This is a genomic window from Bacillus sp. 5mfcol3.1, assembly GCF_900114335.1.
Taxonomy (GTDB): Bacteria; Bacillota; Bacilli; order Bacillales; family Bacillaceae_G; genus Bacillus_A; species Bacillus_A thuringiensis_S.
In genome coordinates, this window is record NZ_FOST01000002.1 from 277172 (window position 1) to 291373 (window position 14202).

Sequence of the window (14202 nt, forward strand, 5' to 3'; positions counted from 1 at the left end):
TAAAGCTCTGTTAATATAATACATGAAAACCCCTTCATCCAAGGAGTAATTTTGGACGAGAATAGTTAAGCTGTTCTCGTCACTTCCCTTTATGCCAATATAAGTCTGTTTTATATATGAAAGAAAATAACCGTTATTTTTCTTCTCTCTATTAGTCATGTTAATATAGAGAGAGGAAAGGAACGGTTTTTTTCTGTGAAAAAAATCATTTCAAATTTGTATGGGGAGGTTTCAATTTTGGAAAAAAAGGTCGTATTAGTAGATGGTAATAATATCGCGTATCGTGCTTTCTTTGCACTACCGCTTTTAAATAACGACAAAGGTATACATACGAACGCAATTTACGGTTTTACAATGATGTTAATGAGAATATTAGAGGAAGAAAAGCCAACTCATATGTTAGTGGCGTTTGATGCAGGCAAAACAACCTTCCGTCATAAAACGTATAGTGAGTATAAAGGAGGACGTCAAAAGACTCCACCTGAATTATCAGAGCAGTTCCCGTTTATTCGTGAGATGCTGGATGCATTCAACGTACCGCGTTATGAATTAGAAAATTATGAAGCGGATGATATTATGGGAACGCTAGCAAAAGAAGCGAGTGAACAAGGAGCAAGTGTAAAAGTTATTTCAGGAGATAAAGATTTACTTCAACTTGTTTCTGATAACACGCTTGTATGTATTCCGCGAAAAGGGATTACGGAAGTAGATGAATATACGAAAGAAGCTTTATTTGAAAAATATAGCTTATCACCAAAGCAAATTATCGATATGAAAGGTTTAATGGGAGACCAATCAGATAATATTCCGGGTGTACCAGGAGTTGGTGAAAAAACGGCGATTAAATTGTTAACACAGTTTGGAACGGTTGAAGAAGTGTATGAAAATCTAGATCAAGTAAGCGGGAAGAAATTAAAAGAAAAACTAGAAGAAAATAAAGAACAAGCTCTTATGAGTAAAGATCTTGCGACTATTATTACAGATGCGCCGATTACAGTTCATGTGGATGATATGGCGTATAAAGGATATGAAGCAAGTGATGTGATTCCAATGTTCGAGAGTTTAGGATTTACATCTCTTTTAAATAAATTAGGCGTTACGCCAGAAGAAACAGCTCCAGCTGAATTAGATGATATTACATTTGATATTGTGGAAGAAGTTACAGAAGAAATGCTTCAGCAAGATAGTGCGCTTATCGTAGAAGTGCAAGAAGATAATTATCATAAGGCGGACATTCAAGGCTTTGGTATTCAAAATGAAAATGGTTGCTACTTTATTCAGAAGGATATTGCTCTTGCATCGGATGCATTTAAAGCATGGCTTGCAAATGGAGAAATGAGAAAGCATACATTTGATGCGAAGCGAGCAATCGTTGCACTGAAATGGAATGGGATAGATATGCAAGGGATTGACTTTGATCTATTAATCGCTGCTTATTTACTTGACCCGGCTGATACAGATAAAGATTTCCGTACTGTAGCGAAAATGAAAGAAACGCATGCTGTGAAATCAGATGAAGAAGTTTACGGAAAAGGTGCGAAGCGTGCTGTTCCAGAGTTAGAAGTAGTAGCGGAGCATGTGGCTCGTAAAGTGCATGTATTATATGATGTAAAGCAAACATTCGTTGAAGAGTTAAAGAAGAATGAGCAATATGAACTGTTTACAGAGTTAGAACTGCCACTTGCGCGTGTATTAGCTGATATGGAAGTAAAAGGTGTAAAAGTTGATACGGAGCGTCTTCGTAATATGGGAGAAGAACTCGCAGGTAGATTAAAGGAAATGGAACAGGAAATTTATAAGCTTGCGGGAACAGAATTTAATATTAATTCACCGAAGCAGCTTGGTGTAATTCTGTTTGAGAACTTAAACTTACCGGTTATTAAAAAGACGAAAACAGGTTATTCTACGTCAGCTGATGTATTAGACAAGCTTATGGATCGCCATGAAATTATTCCAAACATTTTACATTATCGTCAATTAGGGAAGCTAAATTCAACTTATATTGAAGGTTTACTGAAAGTTGTACATGAAGATTCATCTAAAATTCATACTCGCTTTAATCAAGTGTTAACGCAAACAGGTCGATTAAGTTCAACGGATCCGAACTTGCAAAATATCCCGATTCGATTAGAAGAAGGAAGAAAGATTCGTCAGGCATTTGTTCCATCAGAAGAAGGTTGGATTATGTATGCGGCTGACTATTCACAAATCGAACTGCGTGTATTAGCTCATATTGCAAATGATAAAGGGCTAGTTGAAGCATTCCAGCATGACATGGATATTCATACGAAAACAGCTATGGATGTATTTGGCGTTGAAAAAGATGAAGTCACTTCAAATATGAGACGACAAGCGAAAGCTGTTAACTTCGGAATTGTGTATGGTATTAGTGATTATGGTCTTTCACAAAACTTAGGAATTACAAGAAAAGCAGCAGCGGAATTTATTGAAAAGTATTTAGAAAGTTTCCCTGGTGTACAAGAATATATGGAGGACATCGTAAAAGATGCGAAACAAAAAGGATATGTGGCTACATTATTAAATCGTCGCCGTTATATTCCAGAAATTACGAGTCGTAATTTCAATTTACGTAGCTTCGCTGAGCGTACAGCGATGAATACACCAATTCAAGGTACTGCAGCAGATATAATTAAAAAAGCGATGATTATTATGGCAGATCGTTTAGAAGAAGAAGGATTACAAGCGCGTCTTCTTCTGCAAGTACACGATGAATTAATATTTGAAGCACCAAAAGAAGAAATTGAAAAATTAGAGCAGCTTGTACCTGAAGTAATGGAGCATGCAATTGAACTCGCAGTTCCGCTGAAAGTTGATTATTCTTACGGTCCAACTTGGTACGACGCAAAATAAGGAAGTGATGAAATGCCTGAATTACCAGAGGTTGAAAACGTCAGACGGACACTTGAAAATCTTGTAACAGGAAAAACGATTGAAGATGTTATTGTTACTTATCCAAAAATAGTGAAACGACCGGATGATGCAGAAATCTTTAAAGAAATGCTAAAAGGCGAGAAGATTGAAAATATAAAGCGAAGAGGAAAGTTTTTGCTTCTATATGTAACAAATTATGTTATTGTTTCACATTTGCGTATGGAAGGTAAGTTTTTACTACATCAAGAGGACGAGCCGATTGATAAACATACGCACGTCCGTTTCTTATTTACAGATGGAACTGAATTACATTATAAAGATGTGAGAAAGTTTGGTACGATGCATCTCTTTAAGAAAGGTGAAGAGATGAACCAAATGCCTCTTGCTGACTTAGGTCCGGAGCCGTTTGATGCTGAAATGACACCACAGTATTTACAAGAAAGATTGCAAAAGACAAATCGTAAAATAAAAGTTGTGCTATTGGACCAGCGTCTTTTAGTAGGGCTTGGAAATATATATGTAGATGAAGTTTTATTCCGTTCTCAAATTCATCCGGAACGAGAAGCTTCGTCTTTGACAATAGAAGAAATTGAGCGAATTTATGAGGCTACCGTTACAACGCTAGGCGAAGCAGTGAAGCGTGGCGGAAGTACAATTCGAACGTATATCAACTCACAAGGGCAAATTGGTTCGTTCCAAGAACTCCTAAATGTATACGGAAAAAAAGGAGAACCGTGTGTAACTTGCGGTACGATATTAGAAAAAACAGTTGTTGGCGGAAGAGGAACGCATTACTGCCCAATTTGTCAGCCAAGAATATAGAAAAGAGATAACATCGGATAGGCATTTGTCATATACATACAGCAGAGCTATGTATAAGGGAGGAGCTTACCGATGTACCTTTATTTATCTCTTATTTTATTAGCTTTTACATTAAGCTTAGATAGCTGTAGTGTAGGGCTAACATATGGTTTAAGAAGCGTAAGAATTCCACTAAGATCAATTATAATTATCGGAATGTGTTCAGCGGCTGTTATGCTTGTTTCAATGGGAATTGGACATATGATCGCGAAAGTATTTTCACCTGTTATCGCAACGCGTATCGGTGGGCTTGTTCTTATTGGAATAGGGATTTGGGTATTGTATCAATTTTTTCGAAGTGAAAAAAAAGAAGAACCGAAGCAAGAGGAGAAGGTCTGGAAATTAGAGATTGCCTCGCTAGGGCTAGTGATTCAAATTTTACGGAAACCGACTGTAGCAGATTTTGATAAATCAGGCACCATTTCTGCAGGAGAGGCATTGCTTCTTGGTACCGCTCTTTCTGTAGACTCATTTGGTGCCGGAATTGGTGCATCTTTATTAGGGTATGCACCCGCTATGATGGCGATATTAGTTGCGATTATGAGTTCTTTGTTTTTATTTATTGGAATGAAACTTGGAACGGTTTTATCGAATATGAAGTGGTTACAAAAATTTACATTCCTGCCTGGGGTATTACTCATTATAATTGGAATTTGGAAAATGTAAGTATGGGCGTGGAACATTAGTTTCGCGCCTTTTATTATGAGGAGGCTTATTATGACAGTAGTAATTGGATTAACAGGAGGCATTGCAAGTGGAAAAAGTACAGTATCTCAAATGTTTCGTGAACTAAGCATACCGGTTATTGATGCAGATATTATTGCACGAGAAGTTGTAGAGCAAGGAAAACCAGCATATAACAAAATAGTAGAAGTATTTGGAACGGAAGTGTTACAAGAAGATGGAGAACTAGATCGTCCAAAACTGGGAAGTGTCGTTTTCTATAATGAAGAAAAACGATTGCAGTTAAATAAAATTGTTCATCCTGCAGTGCGTGAGGAAATGAATAGGCAAAAGGAGATGTACATAAAAGAAGATATGCAAGCGGTTGTGTTAGATATTCCTCTCTTATTTGAAAGCAAATTAACAAGTCTTGTTGACCGCGTTTTAGTTGTAGCAGTTAAGCCGCATACGCAATTAGAGCGTTTAATGAAACGAAATAAATTTTCAGAAGAAGAAGCAACAGCTCGTATTCAATCTCAAATGCCGTTAGAAGAAAAAGTGAAAAATGCAGATGAAGTGATAAATAATGATGGCACAATTATGGGAACGAAAACACAATTGCAGGTAATTTTAAAGAAGTGGAACATTATTGACTAAAAAATTGTGAAATTAATGAAAATGCTTAGTGACATATCTTCTTTTTGTGTTATACTATTATTGGGATTGGAGATAAATAGTATAACGCATTCAAGGGGGATAACATATTATGACTCGTGTGGCAATTAATGGATTTGGACGTATTGGGAGAATGGTATTTCGTCAAGCAATAAAAGAAAGTGCATTCGAAATTGTAGCAATCAATGCAAGCTATCCATCTGAAACGTTAGCACACTTAATTAAATATGATACAGTTCATGGCAAGTTTGACGGAACAGTAGAAGCATTTGAAGATCACTTATTAGTTGATGGAAAAATGATTCGCCTTTTAAACAACCGCGATCCAAAGGAATTGCCTTGGACAGATTTAGGTGTTGAAGTTGTAATTGAAGCAACTGGTAAATTTAATTCGAAAGAAAAAGCAATTCTTCACGTTGAAGCTGGAGCGAAAAAAGTTATTTTAACAGCGCCTGGTAAAAATGAAGATGTAACAATTGTAGTTGGTGTGAATGAAGACCAATTAGATATTACAAAACATACTGTTATTTCAAATGCATCTTGTACAACAAACTGTTTAGCGCCTGTTGTGAAGGTGTTAGATGAGCAGTTTGGAATTGAAAACGGTTTAATGACGACAGTTCACGCTTATACAAATGACCAAAAAAATATTGATAACCCACATAAAGATTTAAGAAGAGCACGTGCTTGCGGACAATCAATCATTCCGACAACGACAGGTGCTGCGAAAGCGCTAGCAAAAGTTCTTCCGCACTTAAACGGAAAACTTCATGGTATGGCACTTCGTGTACCAACACCAAACGTGTCTCTTGTTGACTTAGTAGTAGATGTAAAACGCGATGTGACAGTTGAAGCTATTAATGATGCATTCAAAACTGTTGCAAACGGTGCGTTAAAAGGTATTGTAGAATTCAGCGAAGAGCCTTTAGTATCTATCGACTTTAATACAAATACACATTCAGCTATTATCGATGGTTTATCTACAATGGTAATGGGTGATCGTAAAGTGAAAGTACTTGCTTGGTATGATAACGAGTGGGGCTACTCTCGTCGTGTTGTAGATCTTGTAACGTTAGTTGTTGAAGAGTTAGCGAAACAAGAAAATGTGCAACACATTTAAGTGAATAAGGGAGGAGAGGGCAAGGCAATATTTGCCCTCTTTTTTTATTTTTTTCTGAAAAGGAAAAAAATTATATAAGTATATTTTAAAAAGTGGACATACCACGAAACGTTGTGATTACTGCATTTGTGAATCGTTTATTTTTTTTAGGGAAAAGTAAAGAGGAAAATATGACAGAAAATCGAAAAAACTGTTGTTGCAAAATGAAAATAAACAAAGTATACTAACACTCGTAAACTTAAGAGCTGAGGTACGTAGTCACTACTTAAAGGGTTAGGACCTCTCTGGACTAACTTTCCCCCGTGGTAGTGGAGCAAGCCAAATTGCAAATTAGTTTTCAATTCGAACAGTTAGAATAAATTTACAAGGGGGAACTGTAGAATGGATACTATGGATACGATGGGTCGTCACGTGATCGCTGAACTTTGGGATTGCGATTTCGACAAGCTTAATGACATGCCGTATATTGAACAATTATTTGTGGATGCAGCACTAAGAGCTGGTGCTGAAGTGCGTGAGGTTGCTTTCCATAAATTTGCACCACAAGGTGTAAGTGGAGTAGTAATTATCTCAGAATCACATTTAACAATTCATAGCTTTCCGGAGCACGGTTACGCAAGTATTGATGTTTATACTTGTGGGGATCGTATTGATCCAAATGTTGCTGCAGAATATATTGCAGAAGGTTTAAACGCGAAAACGCGTGAGAGCATCGAGCTTCCTCGAGGCACTGGTAGCTTCGAAATTAAGCAGAGAGAAACAAAAGCTCTTTAAAAAAGAACATAATTGATTTAAAATGTAAAGAGGTGTATAATGCACCTCTTTTTTAGTTTATAAAAAAGGAAAAATATAACGTACTCGTTAGTTGAATACATTGGACTCTTGCAAATGAGGTAGTGCCCTATATACCATCTTATTTTTAAGTATGAGATGATAAAGTGATGCGCTGAAACTTAAAGTGGTAAGAGAGTTAGAATGAGTTATATAATATTGTATATATATTTTAGGTGAATTGAGTAGAGAAAAATAAAGAGTATAGTGTAAAGGAGTGAATGAATTGCGTTGTCCATCCTGTTCTCATAATGGTACAAGAGTGTTAGATTCGCGTCCGGTAGACGAGGGGCGCTCTATTCGAAGAAGAAGAGAGTGTGAAAGTTGTTTAAGTCGCTTTACGACCTTTGAAAGGGTAGAAGAGTCACCTCTTATCGTTGTTAAAAAAGAAGGCACACGAGAAGAGTTTAATAAAGAAAAGATTTTACGCGGTTTAATTAAAGCGTGTGAAAAAAGACCAGTATCTTTAAGACAATTAGAAGAAGTAACACAAAGCGTGGAACGTGAACTGCGTAATTTAGGTATATCAGAAGTGAAAAGTGATATGATTGGTGAAATTGTTATGGAAGAACTTCGCGATATTGATGATGTTGCTTATGTACGTTTTGCTTCTGTATATCGTCAATTTAAAGATTTAAATGTATTTATTGAAGAATTAAAAGATATACTGCAAAAAGAAAGAGAGTAGAAGTTGTATTTTATTCTCTTTACATACCGTAAGTAATAGGATAAGAGAGCTAGAAGCGAAAGCTAATAGCTCTTTTTCACTAAGAATTTATATAATGAAGATAGAAGGAATGAAGTAGAGGATAGATTGGATGAGAGAAAGGAAAAGCAAGAATGGAAAAACAGTCATGGATGGAGCTATTGCCGATTGATCGTTATAAAGTAAGTGCGAAAGGGCTACTGCATAATTACGACCGAAAAGTATTGACGATGTTGTATCAGCCGTTAATAGGTAGTAGAGCTTTTAGCTTATACATGACACTATGGGGGGAGCTAGAGCAAGATCGTGTATTTGGAAAAGAGAATACACATCATTCCCTTATGGTGACTATGCAAATGCAACTTCCTGAAATATATGAGGAACGAGTAAAGTTAGAGGCAATTGGGCTTTTGAAGGTATATATTAAGAAAGAAAAAGATATTCGAATGTTCATATATGAGTTGCAACCACCTTTATCTCCGAAGCAGTTTTTTGATGATATTGTTTTAAGTATCTTTTTATACAATCGATTGAGTCGGACAAAATATAATCAAGTAAAGCAATATTTCTTAGAAGAAGAATTTGATTTTGCTTCTTATGAAAATGTTACGCGCTCTTTCAATGATGTGTTTGGTTCGTTTAATCCAGGACAGCTTGAGCATGCGCAAGAAGACCTTCGTATTCCAAAAACGACAACTATGCCAAGTAACGAGAAGGGAGACGCTCCGAAAGTTTGGAATGATTTCTTTGATTTCTCTTTATTTGTAGATGGATTGTCCGCTCTTGTTCCTAAAAAGGCGATTACAGATCAAGTAAGAGACTGCGTTATAACACTTGCTTACGTGTATGGTGTAGATGTGTTATCGATGCAAAATATCGTTCTTGGTGCGGTGACGGAGATGCAAACAATTGATATGGAAAGGCTTAGAAAAGGAGCGCGCGATTGGTATCAATTTGAAAATGGTCAAGCATTACCGGTACTAAGTGAAAGAGTACAGCCTCATGCTGCACGTACGATGAAAGAGAAAGAGCCTTCATCACAAGAGGAGATGTTAATAAAGCAGCTAGAGGAAATCTCGCCAAAACAACTATTGAAAGAGATTTCTGGTGGTGCAGAGGCAACGAAAGCGGACTTGCAAATCGTTGAAGATGTCATGATTAATCAAAAATTGACACCAGGAGTTGTGAATGTACTTATTTATTACGTTATGCTACGCTCAGATATGAAACTTGCGAAAACGTATGTCGAGAAGATTGCTGGGCATTGGGCACGTAAAAAGGTCGGTACAGTAGCGGACGCGATGGCGTTAGCGAAAGAAGAGAACCGTCAATATCAAGAGTGGGCTGAGACGAAGAAAAAAGGCCGTACGGCGAAGAAAACGGTACGAAAAGAAATGGTGCCAGATTGGCTTAAGGAAGAAGAGCTGAAAGAACAAGAGAAAGAAACGGCGAAGAAAGATGTAAGTGTAGAAAAAGATGCAAGTACGCTAGAAGATGAACGAAAACGATTAGAAGAAGTGTTAAAAAAATATAAGCGTGATTAATAGAAGAGAATGAACGCTCTTTGAGGTGAGAAAATGGAGCATATTCAAAATTCATTTACAAAATTAATGGAAAATGAAAACTTTAAAAATAGATATGAAGTATTAAAGGCAGAAGTAATGGCGCACCCGCGTGTGAAAGAATTTATAGACGAACATAAAGGTGAAGTAACGACTTCTATGATTGAGCGCAGTCTTGTGAAGTTATATGAATATATTGGACAAAGTGTAGGTTGCGTGGATTGTCCGGATTTAGGTGCATGTAAAAATATGCTGCAAGGATACGAGCCAAAGCTTGTTATTCAAGGGAAGATGATTGATATTCAATACGATCGTTGCGTTAGAAAAGTAGCATATGACGAGAGAAAGAAATATGAAAAACTCGTTCAAAGTGTATATATGCCAACGGATATTTTACAGGCAACTATGGAAAACTTAGACCCTTCTGACTTAAATGCACGTATCGATGCAATTGGCGCAGCGAATGAATTTTTAAGTACATATGAACCAGGTAAAAAAGCACAAGGTTTATATTTGTACGGTAAATTTGGTGTAGGAAAAACGTACCTTTTAGGAGCAATTGCGAACGAGCTTGCTCGAAAGAAAATAAGTTCGATGCTCGTATACTTCCCGGAATTTTTACGTGAAATTAAAAGTTCGATTCAAGATAATTCGATTGGCGAAAAGATTGATGCGGTTAAACGCGTGCAAGTTTTAATGTTAGATGATATCGGGGCAGAAGCGATGTCGAGCTTTGTGCGTGATGATGTGCTTGGTGCAATCTTGCAATTCCGTATGTTAGAAAACTTACCGACGTTCTTTACGTCTAATTTTGATTTTAAACAATTGGAACATCATTTAACGTATACACAACGTGGTGAGGCTGAAGAAATGAAGGCAGCACGTATTATGGAACGAATTAAATATTTAGCGAAACCAATTCCAATTGGTGGGAAAAACCGTCGTCATAAGTAAAAGAGCAAGCTGAGAAGCTTGCTCTTTTGTATTATAGTGATATTTTCTTTTCAAATATGAGATCGAAATATTCAGGTTGTCCAGAACTGCCAATCGTAGGGGCAACAATCTGTACGAACCTCCAGTCATCTCTAGTATGTTCTTGAATAATTTCTTGGTAGTCTTCAGCTAGTTTTGAGCGAGTGAGCCCCCAATGAAATTCGACTTTTACGAATTTATATTCAAACATTCAGATACCTCCCTTTAGTAATAAGTAAAGTATACAATAAAAAAATTCATAGTAGCTTGTATCATTTTTTTCTCCCTCCCTTAATATATATAAAATTAGCAAGCCATATTGAGTGGATTTTCTAACGATAGGAAATGTAATTCTACTAAGAGTGAACTTCACGCGGGACGGACTCTTATAGGATTTGTAACGTATAGATACAGTCCTTTAGAGCAGGGATAAAAGGGGGGACAAAAGTGATTGAAATTTGCTTCGAAGAAAAAAATGATGCTATGCACGTATATAGACAATTGCTGAAAAGAGCGGAAGTATTATATAAGGAAACGAGTGTGTATTTACAGGAACAAAAAGTGGTGATTCACATACCAGTACGTGAATCAAATTATATTGAAAAGATCTTATTGCCGGTAATGGTGTATTTTATTGTGAATGTGAAACAAAATGAGTGGATTTATACGATCTTAAAAGAAAAGTTTTTTTATGAAGAACAAGAAGAGTGTCATCAAATATTGCACATGGCACATGAGATTTTAAAGGGAAGAAGAAAAGGGGTAGCTCAGGATTTAACGCGTAACGCATTTGAGTCATATATTAAGTCTTCTTTAAATAATTGGCTTTGTGATCCGCTCTCATTCTCGTTTTCATCATATATCCGTTTTCGTCTTCGTACATATAGGGAAATGGTGGCTAAACTTGCGGAAGTGGCAATTGATGAATATAAGATGGAGCAAGAATACCAAATGTTCATTGAGACGCTTCGGCAACAAGTAAGTAGCCGTAAATCACGCTTGTCCTGCGTGCATCTTATTTTTGATGAAAGCTTTATCTTTTATGATGATAAAGGTAGACGTTTAAAACAGGAGAAGTTGGTCCAATATATAGATGAGGAATTGTTAAAGCAAAATGATGTATATATTGATACGAAAGTAATTGCGCCGCTTCTTTCTATTTCGCCCAAAAAGATTTATTTATATACGAAAGAACAAGACCATAATATGATTATTACTTTGCGAAATGTGTTTCAAGAACGGGTCCAATTACATGGATTACATGATTTTGAGCGCAATGTGAAAAATTTAAAAAATAAAGGTAACGCCCTTGATTTTCTAAGTTTTTGAGCATATAATTACCTACATAAATGAAATATATCGAAATGTTATGATGAGGACATGAGTAGTTTTCTACGATTTTCAGAGAGGGAAGCCTTAGGGTGTGAGCTTCCTAGTACGGGATTATTACTTACCACCTCTAAACTTTAGCAGTGAACGGTTTTTCTAGTAATTGCTAACGGACAACACCGTTATGTTGAACTTGAGCAATTAACAATTATGTTAATTGGAACAAGGGTGGAACCACGAATTCAACACTCGTCCCTTTTTACGGGATGAGTGTTTTTTATTTTGAGAAAAAGAGGAGTGACCAGTGATGGCAGATGTAGTTAAAATTACTTTCCCTGATGGAGCTGTGAAGGAGTTTCCAAAAGGCGTAACAACTGAAGAAATCGCAGCTTCTATTAGCCCAGGCTTAAAGAAAAAAGCTGTAGCTGGAAAATTAAACGATGAGATGATCGATCTTGTTACACCAATCGAAGAAGATGGTGCAGTTTCTATTATTACATTAGATTCTGAAGATGGCTTATATATTTTACGCCATTCAACAGCCCACCTTTTAGCACAAGCGTTAAAACGTTTATATAAAGATGTTAAGCTTGAGCTTGGCATTGGTCCAGTAATTGAAAATGGCTTCTATTACGATATCGATATGGAAGAAGCAATTACAGTTGAAGACTTCAAGAAAATCGAAAAAGAAATGCAAAAAATCGTGAACGAAAACTTAGAAATCGTTCGTCATGAAGTACCACGTGCAGAAGCACTTCGTCGCTTTGAAGAAATTGGTGATGAGTTAAAATTAGATTTAATTAACGATCTTCCAGAGGATGCAGTTATTTCAATCTATGAGCAAGGCGAATTCTTCGACCTTTGCCGTGGTGTTCACCTTCCATCTACAGGGAAAATTAAAGTGTTTAAATTATTAAGCGTTGCAGGTGCTTACTGGCGCGGCGATAGCAATAATAAAATGTTACAACGTATTTACGGTACTGCATTCGTTAAGAAAGCAGAATTAGATGAGTATTTACGTATGCTTGAAGAAGCGAAAGAGCGCGATCACCGTAAATTAGGTAAAGAATTAAAACTATTTACTAATAGCCAAAAAGTAGGACAAGGTTTACCACTTTGGTTACCAAAGGGTGCAACAATTCGTCGTATTATCGAGCGTTACATCGTTGATAAAGAAGCAAGCTTAGGCTATGATCACGTATACACTCCAGTATTAGGAAGTAGAGAGTTATATGAAACTTCTGGTCACTGGAATCACTACCGTGATGGCATGTTCCCATCAATGGAAATGGATAATGAAGAATTAGTTCTTCGTCCAATGAACTGTCCTCACCATATGATGGTTTATAAAAATGATATTCACAGCTACCGTGAATTACCAATCCGTATTGCGGAACTTGGAACAATGCACCGTTATGAAATGTCAGGTGCGTTATCTGGGTTACAACGTGTACGCGGAATGACTTTAAACGATGCGCACATTTTCGTTCGTCCAGATCAAATTAAAGAAGAGTTAAAACGTGTTGTAAACTTAACTCTAGAAGTGTACAAAGATTTCGGTTTAGAGAACTACTCATTCCGTCTATCTTATCGTGATCCAGCAGATACTAAAAAGTATTATGCGGATGATGAGATGTGGGAAAAAGCACAAGGTATGTTAAAAGAAGCTATGGATGAAATGGGTCTTGATTACTATGAAGCTGAAGGTGAAGCAGCATTCTACGGTCCAAAACTTGATGTTCAAGTTCGTACTGCTCTTGGAAAAGACGAAACACTTTCAACTGTACAATTAGACTTCTTACTTCCAGAACGCTTTGAATTAACTTATGTTGGCGAAGACGGTAAGCAACATCGTCCAGTTGTAATTCACCGTGGTGTTGTATCAACTATGGAACGCTTCGTAGCCTTCTTAATTGAAGAATACAAAGGTGCATTCCCAACTTGGTTAGCTCCAGTTCAAGTACAAGTAATTCCAGTTTCTCCGCAAGTACATTTAGACTATGCGAAGAAAGTACAAGACGAATTGCGTCGTGCTGGTATCCGTGTTGAATTAGACACTCGTGAAGAGAAGATCGGTTACAAAATCCGTGAAGCACAAATGCAAAAAATTCCGTACATGCTTGTAGTAGGTGATAATGAAGTAACTGAAAACGGCGTAAACGTACGTAAATATGGTGAACAAAAATCAGAAACAATCGCATTAGATGCTTTTGTTGATATGATTAAAGTAGAAGGAAAACGATAAGAAAAAGCCGCGGTATACCGCGGCTTTTCTTTGTAATATAAAAGAGAAAAACTAGAAAAAATAACCATGTAACACTTATCATAAAAAAGTATTGCAAGTATGTTAGTTGTTTGTTACAATATTTCTTGTTGTTAGTAAAACACATCGCGTCTTCTTGACAGACGTCATGTCCTATGATAAACTCATCAAGGATAATAGAATATTGTTTTGTGGAACAAGTAGAAGCACCCGCTTCTCACCTGATGGACGCATTCGCAGTTAGCAGGTAAATGTATTTCTTACTTAAGATTTTACAAGTGTGGGTGTCGTATGCCCGCACTTTTTTTGTCGGGTTCTATGACTACAA

Annotated in this window: 12 protein-coding genes and 2 other annotated features; of the genes, 11 read left to right on the top strand and 1 reads right to left on the bottom strand. The window is 36.7% G+C overall.

What is annotated here, in order from left to right:
- Positions 1-237 precede the first annotated feature (237 nt).
- From polA to dnaI, 9 genes are all read left to right on the top strand, one after another.
- Positions 238-2871 (top strand): DNA polymerase I, encoded by a 2634-nt coding sequence (gene polA / locus BM089_RS10690; RefSeq protein ID WP_053563570.1) that lies wholly within the window; start codon positions 238-240, stop codon positions 2869-2871.
- 12 nt (positions 2872-2883) lie between these two features.
- A complete protein-coding gene (gene mutM, locus BM089_RS10695) occupies positions 2884-3714 on the top strand; it encodes a DNA-formamidopyrimidine glycosylase (RefSeq protein WP_090976929.1) in 831 nt (276 codons plus the stop codon).
- Between the two features lie 72 nt (positions 3715-3786).
- Complete coding sequence (gene ytaF / locus BM089_RS10700; protein ID WP_090976931.1) at positions 3787-4419, top strand: sporulation membrane protein YtaF; 633 nt, start codon at positions 3787-3789, stop codon at positions 4417-4419.
- A 51-nt stretch (positions 4420-4470) separates the two neighbouring features.
- Positions 4471-5073 carry a dephospho-CoA kinase gene (coaE, locus tag BM089_RS10705; protein WP_090976933.1) on the top strand — a complete coding sequence of 201 codons (603 nt, stop codon included), beginning with the start codon at positions 4471-4473 and terminating at the stop codon, positions 5071-5073.
- A 109-nt stretch (positions 5074-5182) separates the two neighbouring features.
- The gene (locus tag BM089_RS10710) at positions 5183-6211 is read left to right on the top strand and encodes a glyceraldehyde-3-phosphate dehydrogenase (RefSeq protein WP_000198974.1); all 1029 of its coding nucleotides are present in this window, start codon (positions 5183-5185) and stop codon (positions 6209-6211) included.
- A 390-nt stretch (positions 6212-6601) separates the two neighbouring features.
- On the top strand, positions 6602-6985 hold the full coding sequence (gene speD, locus BM089_RS10720) for an adenosylmethionine decarboxylase (protein WP_002003660.1): 384 nt from the start codon (positions 6602-6604) through the stop codon (positions 6983-6985).
- Positions 6986-7268: 283 nt separating this feature from the next.
- A complete protein-coding gene (nrdR, locus tag BM089_RS10725) occupies positions 7269-7730 on the top strand; it encodes a transcriptional regulator NrdR (RefSeq protein ID WP_001203687.1) in 462 nt (153 codons plus the stop codon).
- A 152-nt stretch (positions 7731-7882) separates the two neighbouring features.
- Positions 7883-9292 (top strand): replication initiation and membrane attachment family protein, encoded by a 1410-nt coding sequence (locus BM089_RS10730; protein ID WP_090976935.1) that lies wholly within the window; start codon positions 7883-7885, stop codon positions 9290-9292.
- 33 nt (positions 9293-9325) lie between these two features.
- Positions 9326-10264 carry a primosomal protein DnaI gene (gene dnaI / locus BM089_RS10735; RefSeq protein ID WP_000400120.1) on the top strand — a complete coding sequence of 313 codons (939 nt, stop codon included), beginning with the start codon at positions 9326-9328 and terminating at the stop codon, positions 10262-10264.
- A 31-nt stretch (positions 10265-10295) separates the two neighbouring features.
- Here dnaI and BM089_RS10740 read toward each other — a convergent pair whose 3' ends face one another.
- On the bottom strand, positions 10296-10493 hold the full coding sequence (locus tag BM089_RS10740; RefSeq protein ID WP_090976936.1) for a DUF4177 domain-containing protein: 198 nt from the start codon (positions 10491-10493) through the stop codon (positions 10296-10298).
- A 236-nt stretch (positions 10494-10729) separates the two neighbouring features.
- Here BM089_RS10740 and ytxC point away from each other — a divergent pair, with 236 nt between their 5' ends.
- Together ytxC and thrS are read left to right on the top strand one after the other, a co-directional pair.
- Complete coding sequence (gene ytxC, locus BM089_RS10745; RefSeq protein ID WP_000569629.1) at positions 10730-11611, top strand: putative sporulation protein YtxC; 882 nt, start codon at positions 10730-10732, stop codon at positions 11609-11611.
- A gap of 31 nt (positions 11612-11642) precedes the next feature.
- Positions 11643-11871: a binding site (T-box leader), on the top strand.
- Between the two features lie 47 nt (positions 11872-11918).
- The gene (gene thrS / locus BM089_RS10750; protein WP_090976937.1) at positions 11919-13856 is read left to right on the top strand and encodes a threonine--tRNA ligase; all 1938 of its coding nucleotides are present in this window, start codon (positions 11919-11921) and stop codon (positions 13854-13856) included.
- Between the two features lie 210 nt (positions 13857-14066).
- Positions 14067-14187 (top strand) — a sequence feature (ribosomal protein L20 leader region).
- Positions 14188-14202: the final 15 nt, after the last annotated feature.

Excerpts from the sequence above, each read along its gene's own strand:
- mutM (WP_090976929.1), top strand. The coding sequence starts at position 2,884 with ATGCCTGAATTACCAGAGGTTGAAAACGTCAGACGGACACTTGAAAAT.
- ytaF (WP_090976931.1), top strand. The coding sequence starts at position 3,787 with ATGTACCTTTATTTATCTCTTATTTTATTAGCTTTTACATTAAGCTTA.
- coaE (WP_090976933.1), top strand. The coding sequence starts at position 4,471 with ATGACAGTAGTAATTGGATTAACAGGAGGCATTGCAAGTGGAAAAAGT.
- BM089_RS10710 (WP_000198974.1), top strand. The coding sequence starts at position 5,183 with ATGACTCGTGTGGCAATTAATGGATTTGGACGTATTGGGAGAATGGTA.
- speD (WP_002003660.1), top strand. The coding sequence starts at position 6,602 with ATGGATACGATGGGTCGTCACGTGATCGCTGAACTTTGGGATTGCGAT.
- BM089_RS10730 (WP_090976935.1), top strand. The coding sequence starts at position 7,883 with ATGGAAAAACAGTCATGGATGGAGCTATTGCCGATTGATCGTTATAAA.
- dnaI (WP_000400120.1), top strand. The coding sequence starts at position 9,326 with ATGGAGCATATTCAAAATTCATTTACAAAATTAATGGAAAATGAAAAC.
- BM089_RS10740 (WP_090976936.1), bottom strand. The coding sequence starts at position 10,493 with ATGTTTGAATATAAATTCGTAAAAGTCGAATTTCATTGGGGGCTCACT.
- thrS (WP_090976937.1), top strand. The coding sequence starts at position 11,919 with ATGGCAGATGTAGTTAAAATTACTTTCCCTGATGGAGCTGTGAAGGAG.